The sequence below is a fragment of the Bradyrhizobium sp. AUGA SZCCT0105 genome, assembly GCF_018129565.1.
Taxonomy (GTDB): Bacteria; Pseudomonadota; Alphaproteobacteria; order Rhizobiales; family Xanthobacteraceae; genus Bradyrhizobium.
Genome location: NZ_JAFCMK010000006.1, coordinates 96,318 through 123,126 on the forward strand (window position 1 = coordinate 96,318; position 26,809 = coordinate 123,126).

The 26,809-nt window shown below is 65.2% G+C and carries 26 protein-coding genes; 13 read left to right on the top strand and 13 right to left on the bottom strand.

Features of this window, described 5'->3' with window-relative positions; all coding sequences use genetic code 11:
- Nucleotides 1–386 precede the first annotated feature (386 nt).
- Together JQ573_RS26470 and JQ573_RS26475 are read left to right on the top strand one after the other, a co-directional pair.
- Nucleotides 387–1,784, top strand: coding sequence for an ammonium transporter (locus JQ573_RS26470; RefSeq protein WP_283815119.1), 1,398 nt, complete (start codon nucleotides 387–389; stop codon nucleotides 1,782–1,784).
- 2 nt (nucleotides 1,785–1,786) lie between these two features.
- Nucleotides 1,787–1,984 carry a hypothetical protein gene (locus JQ573_RS26475; protein WP_212318646.1) on the top strand — a complete coding sequence of 66 codons (198 nt, stop codon included), beginning with the start codon at nucleotides 1,787–1,789 and terminating at the stop codon, nucleotides 1,982–1,984.
- Here JQ573_RS26475 and JQ573_RS26480 read toward each other — a convergent pair.
- The 7 genes from JQ573_RS26480 to topA all read right to left on the bottom strand — a co-directional run bounded on the left by JQ573_RS26480 (nucleotide 1,981) and on the right by topA (nucleotide 10,838).
- Nucleotides 1,981–2,499 carry a hypothetical protein gene (locus JQ573_RS26480; RefSeq protein WP_249132380.1) on the bottom strand — a complete coding sequence of 173 codons (519 nt, stop codon included), beginning with the start codon at nucleotides 2,497–2,499 and terminating at the stop codon, nucleotides 1,981–1,983. The two genes, JQ573_RS26475 and JQ573_RS26480, sit on opposite strands and share 4 nt — an antisense overlap.
- Before the next feature lie 122 nt (nucleotides 2,500–2,621).
- Complete coding sequence (rpmG, locus tag JQ573_RS26485) at nucleotides 2,622–2,789, bottom strand: 50S ribosomal protein L33 (protein WP_018271988.1); 168 nt, start codon at nucleotides 2,787–2,789, stop codon at nucleotides 2,622–2,624.
- 128 nt (nucleotides 2,790–2,917) lie between these two features.
- Complete coding sequence (locus tag JQ573_RS26490) at nucleotides 2,918–4,243, bottom strand: LLM class flavin-dependent oxidoreductase (RefSeq protein WP_212318650.1); 1,326 nt, start codon at nucleotides 4,241–4,243, stop codon at nucleotides 2,918–2,920.
- Between the two features lie 239 nt (nucleotides 4,244–4,482).
- The gene (locus tag JQ573_RS26495) at nucleotides 4,483–5,232 is read right to left on the bottom strand and encodes an NUDIX domain-containing protein (protein WP_212318651.1); all 750 of its coding nucleotides are present in this window, start codon (nucleotides 5,230–5,232) and stop codon (nucleotides 4,483–4,485) included.
- Between the two features lie 36 nt (nucleotides 5,233–5,268).
- Entirely contained in the window at nucleotides 5,269–5,706 is a 438-nt protein-coding gene (locus JQ573_RS26500; RefSeq protein WP_212318652.1) for a DUF983 domain-containing protein, read from the bottom strand.
- Entirely contained in the window at nucleotides 5,697–8,057 is a 2,361-nt protein-coding gene (gene rnr, locus JQ573_RS26505; protein WP_212318654.1) for a ribonuclease R, read from the bottom strand. Before rnr ends, JQ573_RS26500 begins: the two co-directional genes overlap by 10 nt.
- Complete coding sequence (gene topA, locus JQ573_RS26510) at nucleotides 8,058–10,838, bottom strand: type I DNA topoisomerase (protein WP_212318656.1); 2,781 nt, start codon at nucleotides 10,836–10,838, stop codon at nucleotides 8,058–8,060.
- A gap of 229 nt (nucleotides 10,839–11,067) precedes the next feature.
- Between topA and JQ573_RS26515 the strand changes: the two genes are divergently transcribed.
- Nucleotides 11,068–11,307 (top strand): hypothetical protein, encoded by a 240-nt coding sequence (locus tag JQ573_RS26515; protein ID WP_212318798.1) that lies wholly within the window; start codon nucleotides 11,068–11,070, stop codon nucleotides 11,305–11,307.
- 229 nt (nucleotides 11,308–11,536) lie between these two features.
- Here the strand turns inward: JQ573_RS26515 and JQ573_RS26520 are convergent, their stop codons facing one another.
- A complete protein-coding gene (locus tag JQ573_RS26520; protein ID WP_212318657.1) occupies nucleotides 11,537–12,013 on the bottom strand; it encodes a helix-turn-helix domain-containing protein in 477 nt (158 codons plus the stop codon).
- Nucleotides 12,014–12,122: 109 nt separating this feature from the next.
- Between JQ573_RS26520 and JQ573_RS26525 the strand changes: the two genes are divergently transcribed.
- Together JQ573_RS26525 and JQ573_RS26530 are read left to right on the top strand one after the other, a co-directional pair.
- The gene (locus JQ573_RS26525; protein ID WP_212318659.1) at nucleotides 12,123–12,896 is read left to right on the top strand and encodes an SDR family NAD(P)-dependent oxidoreductase; all 774 of its coding nucleotides are present in this window, start codon (nucleotides 12,123–12,125) and stop codon (nucleotides 12,894–12,896) included.
- Nucleotides 12,897–13,056: 160 nt separating this feature from the next.
- On the top strand, nucleotides 13,057–13,221 hold the full coding sequence (locus JQ573_RS26530; RefSeq protein WP_097673623.1) for a hypothetical protein: 165 nt from the start codon (nucleotides 13,057–13,059) through the stop codon (nucleotides 13,219–13,221).
- A gap of 57 nt (nucleotides 13,222–13,278) precedes the next feature.
- On the opposite strand, the gene JQ573_RS26535 is transcribed toward JQ573_RS26530, so the two are convergent.
- Nucleotides 13,279–13,887 carry an FMN-dependent NADH-azoreductase gene (locus JQ573_RS26535; protein ID WP_212318661.1) on the bottom strand — a complete coding sequence of 203 codons (609 nt, stop codon included), beginning with the start codon at nucleotides 13,885–13,887 and terminating at the stop codon, nucleotides 13,279–13,281.
- Between the two features lie 99 nt (nucleotides 13,888–13,986).
- On the opposite strand from JQ573_RS26535, the gene JQ573_RS26540 reads away from it, so the two are divergent.
- Entirely contained in the window at nucleotides 13,987–14,382 is a 396-nt protein-coding gene (locus JQ573_RS26540) for a helix-turn-helix domain-containing protein (protein WP_212318663.1), read from the top strand.
- A gap of 185 nt (nucleotides 14,383–14,567) precedes the next feature.
- On the opposite strand, the gene dprA is transcribed toward JQ573_RS26540, so the two are convergent.
- Complete coding sequence (gene dprA / locus JQ573_RS26545; protein ID WP_212318665.1) at nucleotides 14,568–15,683, bottom strand: DNA-processing protein DprA; 1,116 nt, start codon at nucleotides 15,681–15,683, stop codon at nucleotides 14,568–14,570.
- A 101-nt stretch (nucleotides 15,684–15,784) separates the two neighbouring features.
- On the opposite strand from dprA, the gene JQ573_RS26550 reads away from it, so the two are divergent.
- On the top strand, nucleotides 15,785–17,023 hold the full coding sequence (locus JQ573_RS26550; protein ID WP_212318667.1) for an amidase: 1,239 nt from the start codon (nucleotides 15,785–15,787) through the stop codon (nucleotides 17,021–17,023).
- A 90-nt stretch (nucleotides 17,024–17,113) separates the two neighbouring features.
- Here JQ573_RS26550 and plsY read toward each other — a convergent pair whose 3' ends face one another.
- The 3 genes from plsY to JQ573_RS26565 form a co-directional block, all read right to left on the bottom strand.
- Entirely contained in the window at nucleotides 17,114–17,710 is a 597-nt protein-coding gene (gene plsY / locus JQ573_RS26555) for a glycerol-3-phosphate 1-O-acyltransferase PlsY (protein WP_212318668.1), read from the bottom strand.
- 226 nt (nucleotides 17,711–17,936) lie between these two features.
- On the bottom strand, nucleotides 17,937–19,238 hold the full coding sequence (locus JQ573_RS26560; protein ID WP_212318670.1) for a dihydroorotase: 1,302 nt from the start codon (nucleotides 19,236–19,238) through the stop codon (nucleotides 17,937–17,939).
- A 4-nt stretch (nucleotides 19,239–19,242) separates the two neighbouring features.
- Complete coding sequence (locus JQ573_RS26565) at nucleotides 19,243–20,196, bottom strand: aspartate carbamoyltransferase catalytic subunit (protein WP_173642499.1); 954 nt, start codon at nucleotides 20,194–20,196, stop codon at nucleotides 19,243–19,245.
- 242 nt (nucleotides 20,197–20,438) lie between these two features.
- Between JQ573_RS26565 and JQ573_RS26570 the strand changes: the two genes are divergently transcribed.
- The 6 genes from JQ573_RS26570 (at nucleotide 20,439) to JQ573_RS26595 (ending at nucleotide 26,768) form a co-directional block, all read left to right on the top strand.
- The gene (locus tag JQ573_RS26570) at nucleotides 20,439–21,185 is read left to right on the top strand and encodes a M15 family metallopeptidase (RefSeq protein WP_312011635.1); all 747 of its coding nucleotides are present in this window, start codon (nucleotides 20,439–20,441) and stop codon (nucleotides 21,183–21,185) included.
- Between the two features lie 131 nt (nucleotides 21,186–21,316).
- A complete protein-coding gene (locus JQ573_RS26575) occupies nucleotides 21,317–21,730 on the top strand; it encodes a hypothetical protein (RefSeq protein WP_212318672.1) in 414 nt (137 codons plus the stop codon).
- A gap of 35 nt (nucleotides 21,731–21,765) precedes the next feature.
- The gene (locus JQ573_RS26580) at nucleotides 21,766–22,218 is read left to right on the top strand and encodes a hypothetical protein (protein WP_212318675.1); all 453 of its coding nucleotides are present in this window, start codon (nucleotides 21,766–21,768) and stop codon (nucleotides 22,216–22,218) included.
- A 134-nt stretch (nucleotides 22,219–22,352) separates the two neighbouring features.
- On the top strand, nucleotides 22,353–23,996 hold the full coding sequence (locus JQ573_RS26585; RefSeq protein ID WP_212318677.1) for an acyl-CoA dehydrogenase family protein: 1,644 nt from the start codon (nucleotides 22,353–22,355) through the stop codon (nucleotides 23,994–23,996).
- Between the two features lie 128 nt (nucleotides 23,997–24,124).
- Nucleotides 24,125–24,892, top strand: a complete 768-nt coding sequence (locus tag JQ573_RS26590; RefSeq protein ID WP_212318679.1) for a CPBP family intramembrane glutamic endopeptidase — start codon at nucleotides 24,125–24,127, stop codon at nucleotides 24,890–24,892.
- A gap of 664 nt (nucleotides 24,893–25,556) precedes the next feature.
- Entirely contained in the window at nucleotides 25,557–26,768 is a 1,212-nt protein-coding gene (locus JQ573_RS26595; protein ID WP_212318681.1) for an ABC transporter substrate-binding protein, read from the top strand.
- Nucleotides 26,769–26,809: the final 41 nt, after the last annotated feature.

Below are 26,809 nucleotides of genomic sequence, written 5' to 3' on the forward strand. Positions count from 1 at the left end.
TTCGTGCTCGGATTAAAGTCACAGCGTCTTCAATGTGTTACGCCGCACGCGTCGGTGGCACGAATCTTGATAGAATTTGGCTAGAAATCGTGCCGGAAGCCGTTGCTTCGGTTCCGGCCTGGGGACCCATGGGAAGGGCTGGCCGCGATGAGGCTAGTCGCCGTCATTCTCCAGCCATCCGCGCACCACGGCGTTCGCCGCGCCGCCGAGCAGATGGCCTTTGTGCCTTATGTCCGGCCTGATGCCGCAGCGACTTCGCCGCATCCCGCCACCCGGACCGCGGCACTTCGAGACATCCCCCTAACCGAGCGCGCAGGTCGCCCTTCGCTCGCGCAGAACGCGCCGCGCCCATTCCGAACAGCAGCATTTCTTGTGAAGGGAGGACGATGATGGAGTCTGGGACATATACGCGCCAGAAACTCGTGAGAATCGGGGTTGCCTTGCTGGGAGTGGCCGTTCTTTGCCTGCTGTTCAGCGACTTCGCGCTGGCTGAGGATGCGGCGGCGCCGCCGGCCTGCGGCGGCAAGATTCTCGAGAAGTGCACACCGAATTCCGGCGATACCGCCTGGATGCTCACGTCCGTCGCGCTCGTCCTGATGATGACGATCCCGGGGCTCGGCCTGTTCTATGGCGGAATGGTGCGCAAGAAGAACGTCGGCGACACTGTGATGACCAGTTTCGCCGTCACCTGCCTGGTCACGATCCTGTTTGCCGTCCTGACCTACAGCCTGGCGTTTCGTGCCGGCACGCCGTTCATCGGCGGCCTGGATCGTATGTTCCTCAAGGATATCCTGAGCGACATCGGCAAGGGTGGCATCGGCAATCCCAATCCGCTTGCCGCGACTATCCCTGAGTCGGTCTACATCTGCTTCCAGATGACGTTCGCCATCATCACGCCGGCGCTGATTGCCGGCGCGTTTGCCGAGCGGATGAAGTTCTCGGCGATGCTCTGGTTCATCGGGCTGTGGGCGATCTTCGTCTATGCGCCGATCGCGCATTGGGTCTGGGGTCCTGACGGGATCTTCTCGGCGGGTAACGATGCCGCCTATGTCAAGGTTCTCGATTTCGCCGGCGGCACCGTTGTGCACATCAATGCCGGCGTGGCCGGCCTGATGTGCGCCATCATGCTCGGCAAGCGCGTCGAGACGGGGCCGGCGCACAATATGGTGCTGACCTTCATCGGCGCGTCGCTGCTGTGGGTCGGTTGGTTCGGCTTCAACGCCGGCTCCGCCGTCACGGCGGGAATGCAGGCGGGCATGGCCATGCTGGTGACCCAGATCGCCACGGCAGTGGCGGCCTTCACCTGGATGCTGGTGGAATGGGCGCTGAAGGGCAAGCCGACCGTCGTCGGCATCTGCTCGGGTGCCGTTGCCGGCCTCGTCGCGATCACGCCGGCCTCCGGTTTCGTCGGGCCGGTCGGCGCTTTCGCCATCGGCATCGCCGCCGGCGTCTGCTGCTACTGGGGATGCACCGGCTTGAAGCGCCTGTTCAGCTACGATGATGCGCTGGACTGCTTCGGCGTCCATGCCCTCGGCGGCATCGTCGGGGCGCTGCTGACCGGGGTGTTCGCGGTCGAGCAGTATGGTGGTACGGCAGGCGTTCTGGAGGGAAATCCCGGGCAGTTCATCAATCAATGCATCGGCGTCGCGACGGTTTTCGTGTATGATGCCGTCGTGAGCCTGATCATCCTGTTCGTGATCAATCTCTTCGTCGGGCTTCGCGTGACGCGCGACATCGAGCGCGAAGGGTTGGATCTGGCACTGCACGGCGAGGTCGTGCAGTAGACTTGGCGGCGTTCCGCTCAGCCGGCGATCTTCGCCGGCTGGCGCGGATCAAAGCTGTTCGAGGTGATCCGATGAACTGGTTCTATTGGAACACAGCGTGGTCGCTGTTCTTCAGCCTCGTTTGGTTCATGACCATCACACACAATCCGGATGCAGAGATCGCGGACGCGCATCTGCGTGATGAGGCGTTCAAGGGCTAGCTCCGGTAGTAGCGCCACATCCTGAGGAACGTCCGGTGGATCTCGTCGGGCGTCCGGTCGAATGGCTCCAGACTGACGCGGACCACGCCACGATGGTCCATGCGCCACGGCAAGCGCATCAGCAGCCGATAGGCCGGCCGCTTGCGCCAGTCGGCCACCAGCGCGCTGCCGAGCGGCCCGCTGAGCGCGATCTGCAATTCGTGAACGGTCATCGCGCGCTCGGCGATCTCGACGAGGTCGATGCGTGTGATGGCGCGCCAGCGAATCAGCCCGAAGGCCTGGATGAAGATGCCGTACTGGTTGGCTCCGATGGTCGGACGACCGGCCTCCAGCAGGGGGATGTTGTAGTAGGTGAAGCCGCCCGCCGCAGCCGCCGGCGCCAGCCAATAGATCTCGCCGGTGATCCAGCTCGCGGTCAGGAAGACCGCGGCCAGCGCGGCCGTGACATAGACCGGAAAGTAGATGTCCTCGCGGCCGTAGGCGACCGAGTAGCCGCCTGCGTTTCCCTCGTCCAAGCTTGCGATCATCTGAGCCCTGTGCCCGGGACTTTGTTCGGGAATCATGCGGGATGACGCAGGCCTACAAAGCAAAAACGGGGCCGCGAGGGCCCCGTTTGAAACATCAGAAGCAGGCGATCTTACTTGATCTTGGCTTCCTTGAACTCGACGTGCTTGCGCGCGACCGGGTCGTACTTCTTCTTGACCAGCTTGTCGGTCATGGTGCGCGAATTCTTCTTGGCGACGTAATAGAAGCCGGTATCGGCCGTCGACACGAGCTTGACCTTGATGGTGACCGCTTTGGCCATGTGCAAAACCTCGAAACTGCAGGGATATCGGGAGCCGGCCAAATCGGCCCGCGTTTGGCCGGGAAACTAGCCAGAAACCGCCCAAAGTCAAGGATTTCCGAGCCAAAACAATCCCGAATCCGGGCCGATTAGCCCCCGAAGAACTGATTTTTGGGCCGCGGCAGGCCCAAATTCTCGCGCAGGGTCCGACCTTCGTACGCGGTGCGGTAAATCCCGCGCTTTTGCAGTTCCGGCACCACCTTGTCGACGAACTCGAACAGGCCCTGCGGCAGATAGGGGAACATGATGTTGAAACCGTCGCTGCCGCGGCCGGTCAGCCATTCCTCCATCTGGTCGGCGATGGTCTGTGGCGTGCCGACGAAGGCAAGCCCGCCATAGCCGCCGACGCGCTGCGCGAGCTGGCGCACGGTCAGCTTGTCGCGCGCGGCGACATCGACGAGGCGCTGGCGGCCGCTCTTGCTGGCATTGGTTTCCGGGATCGGCGGCAATTGCCCGTCGGGATCGAAGGCCGACGCATCGGTGCCGAGGATCACCGAGAGCGAGGCGATCGCGCTGTCGTAATGCACACGGCTGTCGAGCAGCGCGCGCTTCTCCTTGGCCTCCTCGACGCTGTCGCCGACCACGACAAAGGCGCCGGGCAGGATCTTCAGATGCTCGGGATCGCGGCCGATCTTTTCCATGCGGCCCTTGATGTCGGCATAGAGCTTCTGTCCGTCCGCAAGGCTGCCGCCGCCGGTGAACACGGCTTCCGCCGTCTCGGCCGCAAGCTGCCTGCCGTCGTCGGAGGCACCGGCCTGCACGATGACCGGCCAGCCCTGCACCGGGCGGGCGATGTTGAGAGGGCCGCGCACCGAGAGATATTTGCCCTTGTGGTTGAGCACATGCATCTTGTCGGGATCGACGAACAGCCCGGACTCGACATCGCGCACGAACGCATCGTCGGCAAAGGAGTCCCACAGGCCGGTGACGACATCGTAGAACTCGCGGGCGCGCTTGTAGCGCTCGGCGTGCTCCATGTGATCGTCGAGGCCGAAATTCAACGCCGCGTCTGGATTGGACGTGGTGACGATATTCCAGCCGGCGCGGCCGCCGGAGATGTGGTCGAGCGAAGCGAAGCGGCGGGCGACGTGATAGGGCTCGTCGAAGGTGGTCGAGCCGGTCGCGATCAGGCCGATATTCTCGGTGACGGCCGCGAGTGCCGAGAGCAGGGTGAACGGCTCGAACGACGTCACGGTGTGGCTGCGCTTCAGCGCGTTGATCGGCATGTTCAGCACGGCCAGATGGTCGGCCATGAAGAAGGCGTCGAACTTGCCGGCCTCGAGCTTCAGGATCAGCGTCTTGATGTGGTCGAAGTTGAAATTGGCGTCAGGCCAGGCCCCGGGATAGCGCCAGGCGCCGGTGTGAATGCTGATCGGCCGCATGAATGCGCCGAGCTTGAGTTGACGCTTCGCCATTGCCCCGTTCCGTCTCTGATGTCGTTAGCGGAACAGATAGGGAGGCGTTTCGCGGCACGCCATCGGGAAGATTATTTTGTTTTTGGGCACTTCCTCAACGCCGTCATTCCGGGGCGGCGCGAAGCGACGAGCCCGGAATCCATTCCTCCATTGATTCTGCGGCCCGATGGATTCCGGGCTCGCGACTGCGTCGCGCCCTCAGGTGCGCAATTGCGCGCCGGGGAATGACGGGAGGATGATCACGCCCCCAGCACGTCCTTGTGCATCTTGCCGCCGTAGAAATGGAAGAACGGCACCGGCGCGTCGTGACGCAGCGGGCCGGTGGCGAGGCGGCGATCGAGCTCGGCGAGAACGTTCTTGGTCATGGCATGCGCGTCGGCGAGGGGCTCGGAGCCGATCTCGACCCATACGAGCTCGACCAGCTCGGCATCGGCATGCACCACGCCTTCGACACGATGCGCGATCGTCGAGGCATCAGCGGTGAAGAAGCGGGTGTCGAAGCGGCGGACGCGGCCAGGCGGGGTGATCGCACGCGCGATCAGGAACAGGCCGGACGGATCGGGCAGCAGGCCAGCGTCGGCGAACGGCGCCCAGGGGCCATCGAGCTTCTGCGACTTCTCGACCTTGCGGCCGAGGCAGAGCCCGGTCTCTTCGCAGGCTTCGCGGATCGCCGCATTGGCAAGCGCACGCGCGCGGCCGGGCGTGATCTTCGGGCTGCCCTTCAACAGATTGGCTTCGAGCTCCGGCGTGATCGGGGCTGCGACCGGCACGCGGTTGTCGGCCTTATCGACGCGGCCGCCTGGGAAGACGAATTTGCCCGGCATGAACACGACCTTGTCGTGGCGCTTGCCGACCAAGACCTTCGGCTTGGCGCCGGAGCGATCGATCAGGATCAGCGTCGCCGCATCCTTCGGCCGGAAGTATGCGTGATGATCGGCTTCCTTTTCGCCCTGGTGGACGACGGCGGCAGGGGCGGCAGCTTCAGTCATTTCATCCCTTTCATTTCTTCTTGTGGGCCGGTTTAGCTAGACCTGCGGGATGTCGCTAGGGGGATTCTCGTCAAAGCCATGCATGCGCAGGGCCCATTGCAATCCGATCACGGCTCCCTTTACCGGCTGCAACAGCGCCAGCGATGCGAACAGCGTGAACGACAAATAGATCGCAAGTTGCAGCCACACCGGCGGCGAATAGTTGGTCTCGATCCACAGCGCGGTCGGTACCACGATATGGCCGACAATGACGATGACGAGATAGGCGGGCAGATCGTCGGCGCGATGCGGTGTGAAATCGAGATCGCAGACCGGGCAATGGCCGTCGCATTTGAGAAACTTGCGGAACAGCCTGCCTTTTCCGCAGCGCGGACAACGGCTGAGGAACCCGCGCTTCATCGCGGTCCACACGTCGCGCTTCTCGGGCTCAGCTGCGTCGCGGGTCCAGACCACCGTAGGCGGTGTCACTTCCATGACTTGCCTCGCTTCGATTTGCCGGATGTCGGCTTCGCCGGCTTGCGGTCCTTCTTCTTGCGTGCCTTTCGTTCCTTGTGCGCCTTCTTGCTGGATCCCTTATTCGGCCCCTTGCCAAATCCCGCGGGGCGGCGCTCGGTTCCGACGCCGTCGCGTTTTCTGCCGCGCGGAATTGCCTGCCCTTCGGATAATAGCTCAAAACGCAGCGCGCCCGCCACCGGCGCGGCCTCGACCAGCCGCACGTCGACGACGTCGCCGAGCCGATACATCGCGCCGCTGCGCGTGCCGATCAGCGCGTGGCGGGTTTCGTCATAGTTGAAATACTCGCTGCCGATGGTGCGGATCGGGATCAGGCCGTCGGCGCCGGTGTCGTCGAGCTTCACGAACAGGCCGGCGCGCGTCACGCCGGAGATACGGCCCTGGAACGAGGCGCCGATGCGATCGGCGAGGAAATGCGCGATCAGCCGGTCGGTGGTCTCGCGCTCCGCCTTCATCGCGCGGCGCTCGGTGACGGAAATCTGCGCGGCGATCTCGGCCAGCGTCTCCACGCTCTCGTCGGTCGGCAAGGCGCCTTCGCCAAGGTCGAGCGCGCGGATCAGCGCGCGATGCACGATCAGATCGGCGTAGCGGCGGATCGGCGAGGTGAAGTGCGCGTAGCGGCGCAGGTTCAAGCCGAAATGGCCGTAGTTCTCGGCGGAGTATTCGGCCTGCGCCTGCGAGCGCAGCACGACCTCATTGACCAGCGGCTCGTAATCCTCGCCGGCAACCTGTGCCAGCACGCGATTGAATTGCGTGGGACGCAGCGCGCCCTGCTTGGTGAAGGGCAGGTCGAGCGTCTTGAGGAATTCCTGGAGGTTGTGCACCTTCTCCTGGCTCGGCTCGTCGTGCACGCGATAGATCAGCGGCAGCGCCTTCTTCTCCAGCATCTCGGCCGCAGCGACGTTGGCGAGGATCATGAACTCCTCGATCAGCCGGTGCGCATCGAGTCGCTGCGGCACGATCACCCGATCGACGGTGCCATCGCCCTTCAGGAGGATCTTGCGCTCGGGCAGATCGAGATCGAGCGGGTCGCGCTCGTTGCGTGCGAGCTTGACCAGTTCATAGGCCGACCACAGCGGCTTCAGGATCGGATCAAGCAGGGGACCCGTCGTGTCGTCGGGCCTGCCGTCGATCGCGGCCTGCGCCTGCGCGTAAGCGAGCTTCGCGGCCGAGCGCATCAGCACGCGATGGAAGGTGTGCGAGCGCTTGCGACCGTCGGAGCCGATCACCATGCGCACCGCGAGCGCGCCGCGCGGCTCGCCCGGCACCAGCGAGCAGAGATTGTTGGAGATGCGCTCGGGCAGCATCGGCACCACGCGATCGGGGAAATACACCGAGTTGCCGCGCTGGAGCGCGTCGCGATCGAGCGCCGAGCCGGGCCGCACGTAGAAGGCGACGTCGGCGATCGCGACATGGACGATGAAGCCGCCCTTGTTGTTCGGATCGGAATCGACCTCGGCATGAACGGCGTCGTCGTGATCCTTGGCATCCGGCGGGTCGATGGTGACAAGCGGCACGTCGCGCCAGTCCTCGCGGCCCTGCAAGGTCGCGGGTTTTGCTTCCTCGGATTCGCGCACGGCGGCGGCGGAGAATACCTGCGGGATGTCGTGGGTGTTGATCGCGATCAGGCTGATCGCCTTCTCGCTGGCGATCGAGCCGAGCCGCTCCTTGACCCGGGCGGAGGCGAGCCCGTAGCCGCGGGTGCGGATCAGGTCGACGCTGATGAGGTCGCCGTCCTCGGCGTCGCCGCTGTCGGCCTTGGCGATGTTGAGCTCGCGGCCGGCCTGCTTCTTGTCGACCGGGATCAGGCGCCCGCCGCCATCAGGGTTCTTGCGGAAGATGCCGAGGATGCGAGTGCGGCCGTGATCGATCACCTTGATGACGCGGCCGCGATAGGGCGTGCCGTCGTGCTCGTCGGTCACCTCGACGTGGAGCAGCGCGCGGTCGCCGACGCCGGCGGTGGTGCCGGGCTTTGGCCGCCGCGGCATCTCGATGCGGATTTTCGGGGCGGCGCCGTCTTCCGAGTCCCACTCGGCGGGCGTCGCGATCAGCTCGCCATCGCTGTCGCGGCCGGTGATGTCGGCGAGCAGGGTCGGCGGCAGCGCCGCCGGCTCGTGGATCTTGCGGCGGCGCTTGGCGACCGTGCCGTCGTCGGCGAGTTCGCGGAGGATCCGCTTCAACTCGATGCGGTCGGCGTTCTTCAGGCCGAACTCGCGCGCGATCTCGCGGGTGCCGACCTTGCCTGGATTGGCGCGGATGAAGGCGACGATGGCGTCCCGGCCCGGAAAGCCATGGTCGGGTTTTCGTGTCACTTATCCTCTTGCCTTGCCGGCGCTCTTCTTTGCGGGCGCTTTCGCTGGTGCCGATGACTTTGCAGGCGAGGTCTTGGCACCGGAGGCGACCGGCGCGCGCGCCTTGCTGGTCGCATCCGTTTTCGGCTTCGCCGCGGCCTTCTTCGACGCAGCCTTCTTGGCCGGCTTGGCCTCGGCGTCGCCGTCGGTCTCTTCAGACGTTGCCTTTTCAGACTTGGCTTTCTTGGCCTTGGCGGGCTTTTCCGCCTTCGCCTTCTTGGCCTTCTTGCCGCCGCCCTTGGCCGCGCGCTCGTCGATCAGCGCGATCGCTTCCGCGAGCGTGATCTCGTCCGGGGTGCGGTCGCTCGGGATCGTCGCGTTGACGCCGCCGGCCGCGACATAGGCGCCGTAGCGGCCGTTCTTCAGCGCGACCGCGCCGAGCGTCGGATGGTCGCCGAGCGGTTTGCCCGGATCGGCGCCGAAGCGGCGGCCGCTCGGGCCCTTGGCGATCTTCTCCGCGATCAGCGTGACGGCGCGGTTCAAGCCGATATCAAAGACCTCGTCGCCGGCCTCGAGGCTGGCATAGGTCTTCTCGTGCTTCACGAACGGCCCGAACCGGCCGAGGCCGGCGGTGATCGGCTGCCCGGTCTCCGGATGCTTGCCGATCTCGCGCGGCAGCGACAACAGCTTCAGCGCCAGCTGGAGGTCGACATCGGCAGGCGAGGTGCCCTTGGGAATGCCGGCGCGCTTCGGCTTCTCGCCTTCGGCGTAATCCTTCTGCTCGCCGAGCTGGATGTAGGGGCCGAACCGGCCGGCCTTCACCGTGACGTCGAACCCGGTGTCGGGATCGGTGCCGAGCACGCGATCGGCGCTCTCGGCGCTGTCGGCCGCGAGCGGGCGGGTGTAACGGCATTCCGGATAGTTCGAGCAGCCGACGAAGGCGCCGAACTTGCCGGCTTTGAGGTTAAGCCGGCCGGTGCCGCAGGTCGGGCACTGCCTGACGTCGCCGCCGTCCGCGCGCGGCGGATAGATGTGCGGGCCGAGCATCTCGTCGAGCGCATCGAGCACCTCGGCGACGCGGAGGTCCTTGATGTCGTTGACCGCACCGATGAAGCCGCGCCAGAAGTCCTGCAGCACCTGCTGCCAGGCGATCTCGTTGTTGGAGATGCGATCGAGCTGCTCCTCGAGATCGGCCGTGAAGTCGTACTCCACGTAGCGCGAGAAGAAATTCTCGAGGAACGCGACCACGACGCGGCCCTTGTCCTCGCCGTGCAGCCGCTTCTTCTCAAGCTTGACGTAGCCGCGGTCCTTCAACACCTGCAGGATCGAGGCGTAGGTCGAGGGGCGGCCGATGCCGAGCTCTTCCATCCGCTTCACCAATGATGCTTCCGAGAAGCGCGGCGGCGGCTCGGTGAAGTGCTGGGTGACGGCAAGGCTCTGGCGCTTCACCGCCTCGCCCTGGCTCATCGCGGGCAGGCGGCGTGAATCCTCGTCCTCTTCGTCGTCGCGGCTTTCCTGATAGAGCGCGAGGAAGCCATCGAACTTGATGACCTGACCGGAGGCGCGCAGCTCCAGCACGCGAGCGCCGGCCCTGGCCTCGATGTCGACGGTGGTGCGCTCGAGCTCGGCCGATTCCATCTGGCTCGCAATGGTGCGCTTCCAGATCAGTTCGTAGAGCCGCGCCTGATCGGTATCGAGCCTTCGGCCGATGGTGGCCGGGCGACGCGACAGATCGGTCGGGCGGATCGCTTCGTGCGCTTCCTGCGCGTTCTTGGCCTTGGCCTGATACTGGCGCGGGGCATCCGGCACATAGGCGTTGCCGTAGTCCTCGCCGATCACCTTGCGGGCCTGGGTGATCGCGGACGGATCGATCTGCACGCCGTCGGTTCGCATATAGGTGATGAGACCGGTGGTCTCGCCGCCGATGTCGATGCCCTCATACAGCCGCTGCGCGATGCGCATGGTGTGCGCCGGCGCGAAGCCGAGCTTGCGGCTGGCTTCCTGCTGCAGGGTCGAGGTGGTGAAGGGCGCCTGCGGATTGCGCCGGGCCGGCTTGGCCTCGACGGTCGCGATCTTGAACAGCGCGGCCTCGATCGCCTTCTTGAAGTCCTCGGCTTCTGCGCCGGAGCCGATGTCGAGCCGTGCGATCTTCTTGCCGTCGGCGCCGACCAGCCGGGCCTCGAAGGCTTCGCCGCGCGGCGTCAGCAGCGTCGCGACCAGCGACCAGTACTCCCGCGGTACGAACTTCTCGATCTCGAGCTCGCGGTCGCAGACCAGCCGCAGCGCGACCGACTGCACGCGGCCGGCGGAGCGGGCGCCGGGCAGCTTGCGCCACAGCACGGGCGAGAGCGTGAAGCCGACCAGATAGTCCAGCGCGCGGCGCGCCATATAGGCGTCGACCAGCGCGCCGTCGATCTGGCGCGGCGCCTTCATGGCGTCGGTGACGGCCTGCTTGGTGATGGCGTTGAACACGACGCGCTCGACCTTCTGGTCCTTCAGCGCGCGCTTCTCCTTCATCACCTCCAGCACGTGCCAGGAGATCGCTTCGCCCTCGCGATCAGGGTCGGTCGCCAGAATCAGGCGGTCGGCCCCCTTGAGCGCCTTGGCGATGTCGTTCAGCCGGCCGGCGGCCTTGGCATCGACCTCCCAGATCATCTGGAAATTGGCGTCGGGATCCACCGAACCGTTCTTGGCCGGGAGGTCGCGAACATGGCCAAACGACGCCAGGACCTCGTAGGAGGACCCCAGATATTTGTTGATCGTCTTGGCCTTGGCAGGCGACTCCACAATGACGATATTCATGTCATTCCAATAGCTTACGGGAAAACTTGAAGGCTGGTTCCGCTAGACTCGCGGCCCGCCGTGTCGGGGCGAACATGGGTGTTGGGGCGGTCCCTGTCAAATCGCCAGATATTGAAGGCAGGGCCCAAGCTGTGGAGTTTCTATCCCAAGGGTTGAAAAATGCGTCCTAGAGTTGCGGCCGGAAACGGCGTATCTCTTTATATATAGGGTGGGAATCGGATTAGGCCTTTTGAACAGCACAGGGGGCGGGCGCAAGCCCAAGCCGTCCGGCCGACGGCGACCGGAAGGCGACGAGCCAAATGGGGAGGGCGGCCCGGATGACGCCCTGGTCCTGATCGCAGCGGCCGCGACCGAGCTCGCCAAACTCGCCCAGCGCCACAAATTCGAAGTCCTCGACCACCTGCTCGCGATGACCCGCCTGGAGGCCGACGAGCAATTGCGCGCGCGAAGTCGGCGGAAGTTGTCGTGAGGGATGTTGCGGGATGACAGGGCCGGCCTTGTGCGCAGGGCGCTCTCCACTCGTCGTCCTGGCTTTCGCCAGGACGACACCGAATGTGTGGTGCGTCCTGCATCCCGATCGTCGTCCCTGCGAAAGCAGGGACCGTAGGGCGGATTAGCCGAAGGCGTAATCCGCCAATCTGCGATACGTGCTGTCGCGGCGGATTACGCTTCGCTAATCCGCCCTACGCGGTCTGCGCCTACGTCGTCATAACGCGCCGCGCGCGCTTCGCCGCAGGCCGCGGCTTCAACGTCGTATCGGTCGCTCCCAGCACGCGTCCGTCCTGCGAAAGCAGCGCGAGCTTCTTGACCGGCTTGCCCTTGTCGCGGTCGACCATGATGGTCGCGATCTCGTCCGGATGCTCGTCGAATTCCTCGGTCCATTGCCGGAGCGCGACCAGGATCGGAAAGATGCCGTGGCCCTTCGGCGTCAGGACGTATTCCTGATAGGCGCTGCCGTCGGAGGCGGGGACCGTCTTCAGGATGCCGCGCTCGACCAGCGTGCGCAGCCGGGTGGCGAGGATGTTCTTCGCAAGCCCGAGGCTGGCCTGGAATTCGCCGAAACGGCGCCGGCCGAGGCTGGCGTCGCGGATGATCAGGAGCGACCACCAGTCGCCGAACACGTCGAGCGCGCGGGCCACCGGACAGCTGTCGCCTGCAAGGCTGGTTCGTTTCACGACGCACGCTCCGAAAGTTGGGCCATCACGGTCTTGTGTGGTTGCAATATTAAACCTGATGCCTTAGGTAGGCAATTAAGTTTAATAATGCAACCAACTGGAGGCGGACGTGAGATTGGCGAACAAGACGGCGTTGATCACCGGCGGCAACAGCGGCATCGGGCTTGCGACAGCAAGGCTGTTCGTCGCCGAAGGCGCCAAGGTCGTCATCACCGGGCGCAACAAGGAGACGCTCGCGGCGGCGGCCCGGGAGCTTGGACCGAACGCGCTCGCGGTGGTGGCCGATGCCACCGATGTCGCGGCGCTGGAAGCCGCGGTGAAGCAGGGCGCGGAGAAGTTCGGCAAGTACGACGTGCTGTTCGCCAATGCCGGCATTCCCGGCCAGACGCCGGTCGGCGGCACCACGCTCGCCGCATTCGAAAATGTGATCCGCACCAATCTCACCGGCGTGTTCTTCACCGTGCAGGCGGTCGCGCCATATCTCAACGACGGCGCGTCGATCATCCTCAACGGCTCGGTGATTTCGGTGCTCGGCAATCCCGGCTATTCGGCCTATGCGGCGAGCAAGGCCGGTGTGCGCGCGATGGCGCGTGTGATGGCGTCAGAACTGTCGCCGCGTAACATCCGCGTCAACGTGGTGGCGCCGGGCGCCGTGCGTACGCCGATCTGGGGCGCGGCGATCGCAACGCCCGAGGCCGAGAAAGCGTTCGAGCTGCGGATCGGAAAGTCCACGCCGCTCGGACGTATCGGTGAACCCGATCACATCTCGAAGACGGTGTTGTTCCTGGCGTCCGACGACGCAGCGCATGTGCAGGGGCAGGAACTGTTCATCGATGGCGGTGCAACGGCATCTCCCGCCGGCGCGCCGATCTATCGCGGCTAAACTTCGTTTCTCATTGTAACGATCGGCCGGTGTGAAGCACTTCACACCGGCCGATTTCGTACGCTACTAGTATCACGCGTATTGAACCTTTGACGTACTCGCCGGACTCCTGAATAGGCGGGGATTTTTTTTCACCACGGAATCATTTTGGAGTTCCTTCATGCCGAAAGCAGCCCGCATTTCGACGCCGATCCCGGTTTCGTCTACGTCCGAAAATGAAAATTCAGACTCAGCGCAGTTTGTGACGGTCGCGCTGTTTTCCGGTATCGGCTTGTTGATCTCGCTCGTCGCCGTCATCTTCGGCATTCAAGGCGCCTGGTTCTGACTTCATCCACCCGAAGCGGCCTGCCGCCACCGAGGTGACGGCAGGAGTGTGATCACGTCAGGCGGCGTTCAGGCTGCCGGCGGCCTGCAGCGCGCCCGCGACCGCCTTCTCGCGATGCTCGGGACCGACCTGGATGCCGTCGGCGGGGATCAGCTCGAGATTCTTGACGCCGATGAAGCCGAACACCCCGCGCAGATAAGTCTCGAGGTGCTCGAGCGCGGCCATCGGCGTGTCGGCGCCGTAATAGCCGCCGCGCGAGATCGCGATGATGACGCGCTTGTTGCCGGCCAGTCCCTCGACGCCGGCGGCGCCGTATTTGAAGGTCTTGCCCGCGACCACGACGCGGTCGATCCAGGCCTTCAGCTGGGAAGGAATGGTGAAATTGTACATCGGCGCGCCGATCACGACGATGTCGGCGGCAAGGAACTCGTCGAGAACCGCCTGACCGGTCGCGATGTCGTCGCGCACCGACGGGTCCGGCGCCGCGCCCTGGCTGGCGGCGAGGTGCAGGCCGGAGAGGTGGGCGAGCGGGGTCTGGGTCAGATCGCGGTAGCTCACGACCAGGCCGGGATTGGCCTGGCGCAGCCGCTCGACGGCGGCGGCGGAAACCTGGCGGCTGACGGAGTGGGAGCCGAGGACCGAGGAGTCGATGTGCAGAAGTTTCATGGCTGGGGTCACCTTTGGTATAGGTTTGTAACTGGCGCTATATGAGTGACCGGCTTAAATGTCCGCAAGAACGCACATTTTTGAAACCCGAGCACAGCAATGAGACCTGAGAACATCCATGTGACTGCTCCGCCGCGGCCGAGTCCCGACCACAGCGATTGCCGTGCGGTCGCCTCCGTGCTGGCGCGGGTCGGCGACAAGTGGAGCGTGTTCGTGATCATGATGCTGATGGAGGGGCCGAAGCGCTTCAACGAGCTGAAGCGGATGATTAACGGCATCTCGCAACGGATGCTGACACTCACCTTGCGCGGGCTCGAGCGCGATGGCCTTGTCACGCGCACGGTGTTTCCGACCATTCCGCCGCGGGTCGATTACGAGCTCACGGATCTCGGCCGCGGCCTGGCGAAGCCGGTGAAGGCGCTCGGCGAATGGGCCTTCGCGAATCTGCCCGAGATCGAAGGCGCGCGAACACGGTTTGACGGACGCAACGAGTAACGACTGTTATCCGTCACCCCCGCGCAACGGCTTTGCCGTTGTCGCTGGAGGAGCGCGCAGCGCGTCTCGAAGGGTCGACGGCCCGGCTCTCTCAACTCGGCGACATCGGGGCCGTGCATCCTTCGAGGCTCGCTCCGCTCGCACCTCAGGATGACGGGGCAAGGAAATATCCCGCGAGGCCCGCGCTAAATCATCGACACCAGGCCGCCGCCGTGACGCTCGAGTCTGCCGGCGAGCTCGAGCTCGAGCAGCACCGCGCGGACGACAGCGGGCGAGACATCGGCCATCCGGATCAGATCGTCGAGGCTGATCGGGCTCGGTCCGAGCAGATTGATGATGCGGGCGCGATCGGACGCATCGGTGGCAAAATCCATCGGCTCGTCGTCTTCGCGCGCGGACAGCATGACGGGCCGCTCCATGATCGGCGTGACCGCGTTGATGACATCGGCGGCTTCGGTGACCAGCGTGGCGCCTTGCTTGATCAAATCGTTGGCGCCGGCGGCGCGCGGATCGATCGGCGAGCCCGGCACCGCGAACACCTCGCGGCCCTGTTCGGCGGCCATCCGCGCCGTGATCAGCGAGCCGGAGCGGTGCGCGGCCTCGACCACCACGACGCCGAGCGATGCGCCCGAGATCAGCCGGTTGCGGCGGGGGAAGTCGCGTGCCCGCGGCACGTGGCCGAGCGGCATCTCCGAAATCGCCGCGCCGTGCGCGAGCAGGGCGGCCAGCAGATCCTCATGCTCCGGCGGGTAGATGCGGTCATGGCCGCCGGCGAGCACCGCGACCGTGCCGCTTGCAACGGTCGCACGATGCGCCGCCTGGTCGATGCCGCGGGCGAGGCCGGAGATCACGACGAAGCCGGCATCGCCGAGATCGCGCGCCAACTGGCCCGCAAATTTCAGCCCGGCGCCGGATGCGTTGCGGGAGCCGACGATCGCGATCATCGGGCGCATCAGCGTGTCGCGCGCACCGCGCACGGCAAGCAGCGGCGGCGCGTCGTCGATGGTGGCAAGCCGCGCCGGATAGTGGGCTTCCTCCGGCGCGACGAGATCGATGCCGAACTTGGCGCAGGCCGCGAGCTCCGCGGCGGCATCGGCCTCGCTCGCGATGCGCCCGGGTCCCGATGCGCCGCCGCGGCGCGCGAGATCCGGCAGGCGCTCCAGCGCATGCGCCGCATCGCCAAAATGGCGGAGCAGCGATGCAAAGGTGCGCGGCCCGACATTGTCGGAGCGGATCAGCCGCAGCCGGCTAAGCCGTTCGGTGTCGGTGAGTTCAGTGGTGCTGGGTGACCGGTCATGCATGCGGGCTCTAGCTTCGCCCAACCAGGGATTGTGATCAACCGCGACATTGGCGCAGTAGGCGTGACGCGCTACAAGCGGTCGCCAATTCGAGGAAGCCGCCCATGATCTCACTTGCCGACCTCCAAGCGCGTATCGAACGGGGCGCGCTGTCGCCCGAGGCCGCAATCAACCAATCGCTGCAGGCGATCGGTGCGCAGGACAAGACGATCGGCGCCTTTGTCCGCCACGACGCGAAGGCACGTGCGCAGGATGCCGGGCCGCTGCGCGGCATCGCGGTCGGCATCAAGGACATCATCGATACCGCCGAGTTCCCGACCGAGATGGGGGCTGTGATCTACCGCGGCCATCAGCCGCGCGCCGATGCGCCTGTGGTGATGGCGCTGAAGCAGGCCGGCGCGACCATCATCGGCAAGACCACGACCACCGCGTTCGCAGCGAACGATCCGACCGCAACGCTCAATCCGCACAATCATGCGCACACGCCGGGCGGATCGTCGTCGGGCTCGGCGGCTGCGGTCGCCGCCGGGATGATCCCGTTGGCATTGGGCACGCAGACCGGCGGCTCGGTGATCCGGCCGGCCTCGTTCTGCGGCGTCGCCGCGATCAAGCCGAGCTACCGGCTGCTGCCGACCGTCGGTGTGAAGTGTTTTTCGTGGACGCTCGATACGGTGGGGCTGTTCGGCGCCGGTGTGCGCGACGTAGCGCTGGGGCTGGCCGCGATGACCAGGCGCCCCGAGCTTGTCGTGCCGTCTGAGCTCGCAGTGCCGCGCATCGGCGTCGTGACGCAAGCCTTCGCCGGCGCGCCCGAACCATCCGGCGCGGAGGCGTTGCAGAAGGCCGCGCGGGCGGCGGAACGCGCGGGGGCAATCGTGCACGAGCTCGCGATGCCGGAGATCATCGCGGAGGCGTGGCGGATCCATCCGGTGGTGCAGGAGTTCGAGGCGCACCAGTCGTTCGCCTGGGAATACGGCCAGAACTACGATGCGATGCCGCCGCTGCTGCGCGGCCGGCTCGACGAGAGCAAGGGCGGCACACCCGCCGAGTACGACGCGGCGATGGACGTCACGCTGCGGGCGCGGCAGGCGCTGTCAGCGATTTTTGGCGAGGTCGACGTGCTGCTGACGCTATCGGCGCCGGGTGCCGCGCCCCACGGCTTGGCCTCGACCGGCGATCCCCGCTACAACCGGCTCTGGACCTTGATGGGCGTGCCCTGCGTCAACGTGCCGACGCTGAGCGCCGAGGGCGGATTGCCGGTCGGCGTGACCGTGATCTCGGGTTTTGGTGATGACGCGAAGGCGATGGCGGCAGCGAGCTTTGTCGAGGACGCGCTGAGGCGGTAGCAACGTCATTCCGGGATAGTGCGTAAGCACCAGACCCGGAATCTCGAGATTCCGGGTTCATCGCTGCGCGATGCCCCGGAATGATTGACGTCACTTCTTCTCGCCGATCTTGCCTTCGGTGCCGGCCTGCAGTCGCTTGATGTTCTCGCGGTGTGTGTAGAACAGCAGCAGCGTCAGCACGGCGAACAGCGAGGCGAGCGCGTTGTGGCCGAACCACCACAGGAACAGCGGCGTCACGAACGCGGCGATGAGCGCCGACAGCGACGAGTAGCGCGTGGTGGTGGCGGTGCCGATCCAGATCACGGCGAAGATCAGCGCCGCCGGCCAGAACAGGCCGAGCAGCACGCCGATATAGGTCGCGACGCCCTTGCCGCCGCGAAACCTGAGCCAGACCGGGAAGAGGTGGCCGAGGAACGCGCCCAGCGCCGCCAGCATCGCCGCGTTCGGGCCGTCGATCGAGCCGGCGATGATGACGGCGACCGTGCCCTTGAGCATGTCGCCGATCAGCGTCGCCGCGGCGAGGCCCTTGTGGCCGGTGCGCAGCACGTTGGTGGCGCCGATATTGCCCGAGCCGATGGTGCGCAGATCCTGCGTGCCGGCGAGCCTGGTGAGGATCATGCCGAACGGGATCGAGCCCAGGAGACAGCCGATCAGGAAGGCGGCGAGCAGCAGCGCGTCAGCAGACATCGCGGTGGTTCCCTGGACGGTCGATCCGGTCCATTTTTGCCAATTCCGTCAATGAAATATTAACCATCAATCCGCACCATGGCCTTGGAAATGAGGGAGCTTATCATGGCTTCTGTTCGCAGGCGGCTTGAGCAGGTTTTCTTTGTGGTTTACGTCGCGGCCATCGTCGTTGGAACGACGATGGAAGCGATGTCGCAACTCGCGGCGCGCTGAGTTCCACGCCAATTTAGACGTGTTCGTACACCGTCCGTCCGCCGACGATCGTCCGCGTCACGCGGCCCGAGAAGCGGGCGTCGTCGAACGGCGTATTCTTGCACAGCGATTTGAGGTCGTCGCGGTCGAGCACCCAGGGGGTGTCGGCGTCGATCACGATCACGTCGGCGGGGGCCCCGGCGCGCAGCGTGCCGCCGGGCAGGCCGAGCAGTTCCGCCGGCCGCGTCGACATCGCCCGGATCAGCGTTTTGAACTCCATCTCGCCATTGTGGATCAGCCGCAGCGCCGCCGGCAGCATGGTCTGCAGGCCGACCGCGCCGCTCGCCGCTTCCGCGAACGGCAGCCGCTTGACCTCGACGTCCTGCGGATTGTGGTCGCTCATCACGACGTCGATCAGGCCGGAGGCGAGCGCTGCGACCAGCGCCCTGCGGTCCTCCTCGGTGCGCAGCGGCGGCGCCAGCTTGAGGAAGGTGCGGTAGGGGCCGATGTCGTTCTCGTTCAGAGTCACGTGGTTGATCGAGACCGAAGCCGAGACGTTGAGCCCGTTGTCGCGGGCATGCTTGAGGATCTCCAGCGACTCGATCGAGGTCAGCGACGCCGCGTGATAGCGCCCGCCGGTCAGCGCCGCGAGCCGCATGTCGCGCTCGAGCATGATCGACTCGGCGGCGGTCGGAATCCCGGCGAGCCCGAGCCGCGTAGCGAACTCGCCCTCGTTCATCACGCCTTCGCCCACCAGATTCGGGTCCTCGGTGTGATGCACGATCAGCGCGTCGAAATCGCGAGCGTAGGTCAGCGCGCGCCGCATCACCTGGGCATTGGTGACGCTGCGGTCGCCATCGGTGAAGGCAACCGCGCCGGCGGCCTTCAACAGGCCGATCTCGGTCATCTCCTGGCCCTGCATGCCCTTGGTCAGCGCCGCCATCGGGTGGATGTTGACGATCGCGGTGTCGCGGGCGCGGCGCAGCACGAAGTCGACGGTCGCCGAATTGTCGATCACCGGCGAGGTATCGGGCTGGCAGATGATGGTGGTGATGCCGCCGGCGGCGGCGGCCTGGCTGGCGGACGCGAAGGTCTCGCGGTGGCTGGCTCCGGGCTCGCCGACGAAGGCGCGCATGTCGATCAGGCCGGGGGCCACGATCTTGCCGGCGCAATTGACGATGTCGGTGCCTTCGGGGACGCCGGCGGCGCCGATGCCGCGCTTGGCGTCACGGATCACGCCGTCGGCGATCAGGACGTCGCCCGGACCGTCGAAGTCGCGGGACGGATCGATGACGCGGGCGTTGGCGAGCAGGATGGGGCGGCGGTCAGTCAGCATGGCGTCACGCGTTCGGCAGGTTGCGGGCGAGCGCTTCGAGCACTGCCATGCGCACCGCCACACCCATTTCGACTTGTTCACGGATCAGCGATTGCGCGCCGTCGGCGACGAAGGTGTCGATCTCGACACCGCGGTTCATCGGGCCGGGATGCATGACCAGCGCATCGGGCTTGGCGTAAGCGAGCTTCTTCTGGTCGAGGCCGAAATAGTGGAAATACTCCTGGCTCGAAGGCACGAAGGAACCGTTCATGCGCTCGCGCTGCAGCCGCAGCATCATCACGATGTCGGCGCCGTTCAGCCCCTCGCGCATGTCGCGCGCAACCTCGACGCCCATCCGCTCGATGCCGCGCGGCAGCAATGTGGAGGGGCCCACCACGCGGACGCGGGCGCCCATGGTGTTGAGCAGGAAGATGTTGGAACGCGCCACGCGCGAATGCAGCACGTCGCCGCAGATCGCGATCGTCAGCCCCTCGAGCCGGCCCTTGTTGCGGCGGATGGTCAGCGCGTCGAGCAGCGCCTGGGTCGGGTGCTCGTGGGCGCCGTCGCCGGCGTTGATCACGGAACCGTCAACCTTGCGCGCCAAAAGCTCGACCGCGCCGGAGGCGTGGTGGCGCACCACCAGGATATCGGGGTGCATCGCGTTCAGCGTCACCGCGGTGTCCATCAAGGTCTCGCCCTTGCGGGTCGACATCGATGACACCGACATGTTCATGACGTCGGCGCCCAGGCGTTTTCCGGCGATCTCGAACGAGGACTGGGTCCGGGTCGAGGCCTCGAAGAACAGATTGATCTGGGTGCGGCCGCGCAGACTCGCGCGTTTCTTGTCGACCTGGCGGTTGAGCTCGACATACTCCTCGGAGAGGTCGAGCAGGCCCGTGATGTCGTCAGCGGAAAGGCCCTCGATGCCCAGCAGATGCCGGTGACCGAGGACAAAAGTCGATTTTAATGATGGGGTCATTAAAGCGAGAGCTATAGGCGCGGATGGCCGGTGGGGCAAGCGCGAAGAGGGCTAGGCGGAGTTTTCCCCGAGTAAGATGGGGCTGGGTTTCTACGCCATCGTGCCTGGGCCTGTTGCGAGCTGTCCGCGCCTTGCTTTTGCTGGTTTTTCCGGAACAAGACGTGGAGGACCGGGCTCAGGCGGAGCATAGGCGAGGTGGTCCCTTGGACGGCCATGCAGGCAAGACAGCGGAGCGGGGACTCGTGAAAATTGCCGTGATCGCATTGCTGGTCTTCGGGGCGATCTCGTCTGCCTTCGCCCAGAAGCTGCCCGGCGACTTCGCGTTCCTGCGCGACATCGATCCGACCATCATCCAGGACATCCGCTACGCGACCTCCAATAATTTCATGGGGCGGCCGATCGCGGGCTATGGCGCGGCGGAATGCGTGGTGAAGCGGGAGGTGGGGCTGCGGCTCAAGGCTGTGCAGCAGGAACTGGCGCGGCAACGCCTGTCGCTGAAGATGTTCGATTGCTACCGGCCGGCCCGCGCTGTCGCCGACATGGTGGCGTGGTCGCGGAACGGCAAGGAGACCGCCGCCGAGCGGCGCTACAACCCGGCGTTCTCGAAGGCGGATCTGTTCCGCCTCGGTTACATCGCCACCCATTCCGGTCATTCGACCGGGGCGGCGCTCGATCTCACGCTGGTCGATCTGACCGCGGACAATTCGCGCAAGTTCGATCCGGCCAAGGACTATGCCGACTGCACCGCGCAGGTCGCCGAGCGTGCCCCGGAGGGCAGCGTCGACATGGGCACCGGCTACGATTGCTCCGACGTGAAGGGGCATACCGCCGCCAGCGCGATCACGCCGGCGCAGCGCCGCTGGCGCAACCTTCTGGTCGCGGCGATGGCCCGGCAGGGGTTCGTGACCTATTCAAAGGAATGGTGGCACTTTTCGCTGCCGGAGGCCGGCGGGCCGGCCTATGATTTCCCAATCGCGCGGCCGCGCTGACGCGACGGAATTTCCTCAAATCCGAGGCATTTCGGCAAGAGAAGGCTTGCCATCGCAAAAGTAGCTGGGCGCGCGTTCAACACTCCTTAATTGTGGCCGTTTGAAGTGCGGGCATTACAGGAGCACGAAGCATGCGTTTCGGAGCCATTGCCATCATTGTCGTCGGCGCTGCCGGCATCGCGATCTACGACCAGTACGACAAGGGCGCGAACTACCAGCGCGTCGATGCGCGCATCAGCAGCGTCAATGACCAGTGCTATCTGGAAAAGGTCGAGCGCGGCGTCATCACCAAGACGACGTTCACGTCCGACCTGACTCGCTGCGAAACCGCCGAGCTGCTGCGGAAGGAGCATCCAAAGTGGCAGGGCTATCACGTGATGCACAAGATCGAGGTGCGCGTCGTCTATGTCTCGCCGGTCGATGGAGCCACGCACCAGTCCAGCCTGCAGATGTCCTATTTCCCTAACGGCAAGCCGCTGCGCGCCGGTGACGTGTTGCCGGTGTTGGCCTCCAAGACCAAGGCGGAGACGACACGTTCGATCTGACCGTCACAGCGGTCCGACAGGATGGGAGTTCGACCATGCGTCTGGGGCTCTACGGGATGATCGCTATCGGCGTCGCGGGCCTCTATGCCTACATCGAGTTCGACAAGCGGGTGAACTTCCGGCCGATCGACGCGCGCGTCAGCAGCGTCAAGGAGCAATGCTATATGGAGAAGACCGAGGACAATCGGAGCTCGACCTCGGATCTGTTGCCTTGCGAGCTTGTCGAGCTTCTGGCGCGTCATCATCCAAAATGGCAGGGCTCCGACATCAAGCACAAGATCGAGATCCGGTTTGCCTACATCTCTCCGGTCGACGGCGCCGCGCATGAATCGAACCTGCAATTGGCCGAGTACCCCGATAACCGGCAACTGAACCGCGGCGACATCTTTCCGGTCCAGGCGTCCAGGAGGGAGGCGAACCGGACCCGCGCCAACGACTGGGTCGACCGCTGGCTCGGCCGCCACGCTCCGAGGCACGGAAGCATCTAGCGGACGCGTACTTTTCGCTGCCCCGCGCCGGCTCGCAGGCTTATGATCCCCCGATTCCAATTACGGCGCTGCTGCCACCAACGAAGACCGTTGTCCGGGCATCGCGCGCAGTGCGACCAATCGCCGAGGAGACCATGACGCAGGCTCCGTTCGCCACCCACGATGTCTTCAACCAGTCGCCGCCATTTTGGGATGTCGATCTCTTCACGGCGGACGCGCCGCTAGCCGCGGCGGTCGCCGCCAATGGCGGGGCGGCGGCCAGCGCTGAGCTGGTGGATTTCGGCAAGCATTGGGGATCGGCCGTCATGGCGGAGCGCGGCCGCGTCGCCAACGAGAACACACCGAAACTGCGAACCTTCGATGCCAGGGGCAATCGCCGCGACGAGGTCGAGTTTCATCCGGCCTATCACGAGCTGATGGCGCACTCGGCCCATGCCGGCGTGCACAACTCGACCTGGACCGCCGACGGCAAGCCGGCCGGCGGGGCGGCCGAGGTGGTGCGCGCGGCAAGGTTCTATATCGCTTCCCAGGTCGAGACCGGTCATCTCTGCCCGATCACGATGACGCGCGCCTCGGTCGCGGCGCTGGCCTCGCAGTCGGATATTCTGGCGAAGACGATGCCGGTCATCGCCACGCGCGCCTACGACCCGAGCTTTGCGCCATGGTGGACCAAGCGCGGCATGACGCTCGGCATGGGCATGACGGAGAAGCAGGGCGGCACCGATGTGCGCGCCAACATGACGCGCGCCGAGCGCGACGGCGATGCCTGGCGCATCACCGGGCACAAATGGTTCATGTCGGCGCCGATGTGCGACGCCTTCCTGGTGCTGGCACAGGCCGAGCAGGGCCTGAGCTGCTTCTTCATGCCGCGCTTTGCGCCCGACGGCACAGTCAATGCGATCCACTTCCAGCGGCTGAAGGACAAGCTCGGCAACCGCTCCAATGCCTCCTCGGAGGTCGAATTCCACGGCGCCCATGCCGAACTGATCGGTGAGGAGGGCAAGGGCATCCGCACCATCATCCAGATGGTGCAGCTGACGCGGCAGGATTGCGCGATCGCATCTGCAGGCCTGATGCGCTCGGGGCTGGCGCATGCGCTCAATCACGCGCGGCATCGCAGCGTGTTCCAGAAGCGTCTCGCCGACCAGCCGCTGATGCAGGCGGTGCTGTCGGACATGGCGCTGCATGTCGAGGCGTCGATCGCGCTGGTGATGCGGCTGTGCCGCGCCTTCGATCGAGCGCCCACTGACCCGGGCGAGGCTGCCTATATGCGGCTGCTGACGCCGGCGATCAAATACTGGACCTGCAAGAGCGCACCTGGCTTCCTCTATGAGGCGATGGAGTGCCTCGGGGGCAATGGCTATGTCGAGGAGGGCATTCTGGCGCGGCATTACCGGGAGTCGCCGGTCAATGCGATCTGGGAGGGCTCCGGCAACGTGATGTGCCTCGACGTGCTCCGCGCGCTCGGCCGCGAGGCCGATGCCGCGCTCGCTGTGCTGCGTACGCTCGCCGACGAGACCAGGGGTCTGCCGGGCGCCGTTGAGGCACTTGCGTCGATCGGACAATCGTTCCGCCGCCCGGACAGCGAGCGTATCGCACGGCTTGCAGTCGAGAAGCTGGCGCTCTTGGCTGCCACTGCGGCGCTCAACCAGGTCTCGCCGAAAAATGCCGAACTGTTCGCGGCGACACGGCTTGCCGAACGCCACGCCGGCATGTACGGCGCGGTGGACCTCTCCGATACCGATCAGCGCGCGCTGCTGGCGCGGGCGCTGCCATGACCATATTCACCACCGTCATGCCCGGCCTTGTGCCGGGCATCCACGTCTTTGCTTCGGCGGAGCAAGAAAAGACGTGGATGGCCGGGACAAGCCCGGCCATGACGAATTGATAGAGCCGAGGTTCGCTGATGGATTCTCTCACGCCGCACGACGCGACTGCCACTATCGAACCGCCGCCACCACCGCGGGTCTGGAAGTTCTGGGGCACCGCGCTGTGGGGCCTTTTGATCTTCGTCGCAATGTTCGTCGGCCAGGTTGCCGTCGTCATCTACCGCATCATCGAGCAGGGCGGAGAACTGTCGGCGGCCGGCATCACCCATGTGGTCGCCGACGGTCTGACGATTTCGCTCTCGGTGCTCGCCGGCCTGCCGATGGTGCTGCTGGTGCTGTGGTTCGCGATCCGCCGGACCGGGATCCCGTTCGCCGATTACCTCGGGCTGCGCGGAACGTCGTGGAAGAACGTGATCATCGGCGTCGTCGCGCTCGTCGTGCTGGTCGGCGCCTGGGACATGGTGTCCCGCGCCGCCGGCCGCGAGGTGACGCCGGGCTTCATGGGCGATGTGCTGAAATCGGCGCAGGAGCACAGCGCGCTGTGGCTTCTGGTGATCGCCTTCGCCGTGGCCGCGCCGCTCTGGGAGGAGCTGTTCGCGCGTGGCTGGCTCTATCGCGGCTGGTCGGAATCCCGGCTCGGCCCCTATGGCGCGATCCTGCTGTCGTCGATCGTCTGGACCTTCATGCACCTGCAGTACGACTGGTTCTTCCTCTGTGAGGTGCTTTCGATCGGGTTCCTGTTCGGTTACCTGCGCTTCCGCACCGGCTCGACCTGGCTGACCATCCTGCTGCACGGGCTGAACAATTTTGCGGCGACGCTGCAGACCTGGTGGCTGGCGGGCTGATACAGGCGAGGCGTTCAATGGCTTGGGACCGCGTCCACACGATCAACGAATATTATGACGGGCCCCGCCTGGGGCTCGCAGACGTCGATGGCGTGCCGCACATCCACGAGGCTGAGTTCGACCACAGTTCAGAAGAATACGGCGACACTTTTTTGTTTCGCCGGTCGACGAAGGCCTTTTCGCCCTCGTCCTCGAAGACTGGGACATTTGGCTGCGCTGGAACTCAGCATTTGCGCGGGGCGAGGTCTCTGTCGAATCTCACCCTGCATTGCCGGAAGATCGCGAGAGGCATGAGGTTCTCAGGGCCGCAATTGGGGATCGCTTGCGGGTTGAGCGCACGCAGGCGAGGTATCTGAAGGCCCGCTTTGCAACATCACCTCACGAGCGCAGCACAATTGTCGAGTGGCGTGGCGGTGACGCGCGATGATCTGGTGAAGCAGTGCCTCAAAGCCCAACCGCGTCAATCGCGATCGGCATCGCAATGGCCGCCGTGATCGTTTGCAGCATGATGGTCCGGAACCCGTAGCGGCGCGTAGGCGTCCGCTCGGGAAGCTGACGGAGGGGATGCCAGCGTCCCTCTCGAGTGCTATGATCTAGATCAATGAATGAGCGCGGGCCGGACCGAAACTAGGCAGCGGCGGCTGCCGTCGTGCGAGCTCTTGTCATGGCTAGGTTGATCCGAACGCTCTTGGCCAGCGTCGTCGCGCTGGCGTCTCTCGGCGCCATCACGCAGCAGGTCCGAGACCAGGGCGTGACCGATACCGAAATCCGCATCGGCAATCTGATGCCGTACAGCGGCGCGCTGGAGATCTTCGGCCAGATCGGCAAGGCGGAAGCCGCCTATTTCGAGATGATCAACGAACGCGGCGGAATCGGCGGCCGCAAGATCCGCTTCATGTCCTACGACGATCTGTCGGATGCTTCCAACGCCATGGACCTCACGCGCATTCTGGTCGAGACCGACAATGTGCTTTTGATGTTCGGTTCGTTTGGCGCGCCGGGGAATCTCGCCGCGCGGAAGTATCTCAACGAACGGCAGGTCCCCCAGCTTTTTGTTGCCTCCGGCGATCAGGACCTCAGCGAGCCGTCGGTCTATCCGTGGACCATGGGCTGGCAGCCCTCATACCGCGAGGAGGGGCGCATCTACGCCAATTACATCCAGGCCTTCTATCCCGGAAAGAAGATCGTGGCGCTCTGGGAGAACGACCAGTTCGGCCGGGAATTGTTCAAGGGATTGGTGCAAGGTCTGGGAGACGTCGCCCACAACATCAGGGTCGACATCGCCTATGACGTCGACGATCAGCATCTGGACGGCCACATATCGATCCTGAAGCAATCGGGGGCCGAGGTCTTTGTGTTTGCCGGGGTGCCGGAAAATGCCTCGAAGGTGATCCGGGCCGCGGCCGAGCACGGCTGGCGACCGGTGTTCATCGTGAACCAGATGGCGTCATCGATCGAGACGGTGCTCAAGCCGGCCGGCACGGAGAATGCGACCGGGGTCGTCACTGCCGCCTTCCTGAAGGATGCAAGTGATCCGGCCTGGAGGGAAGAGCAGGGCGCCTGGCGCAGCTTCCTCGACAAGTATACGAAAGCCGGCGGCAAGGATGACGCTGCTGCAGTCTACGGCTATGCGGCCGCCGAAACGCTGGTCCAGGTGCTCAGGCAATGCGGCAACGACCTGTCGCGCGAAAACGTCATGAAGCAGGCTGCAGCACTCAGGGATTATCAGGCATCCGCCTTGCTCCCCGGCATCAAGATCAATACCGGTCAGTTCCGTCCGGTCGAGCAATTGCGGTTGCTCCAGTTTGACGGCCGCAGCTGGCAGCCGATCGGTGACGTGCTCGATACGGCGTTCACCGGTTCGTCCGGAAAATAGCGACGATCAGCGCAACGAGCCGGCCTGCGCAAGCGCATGCC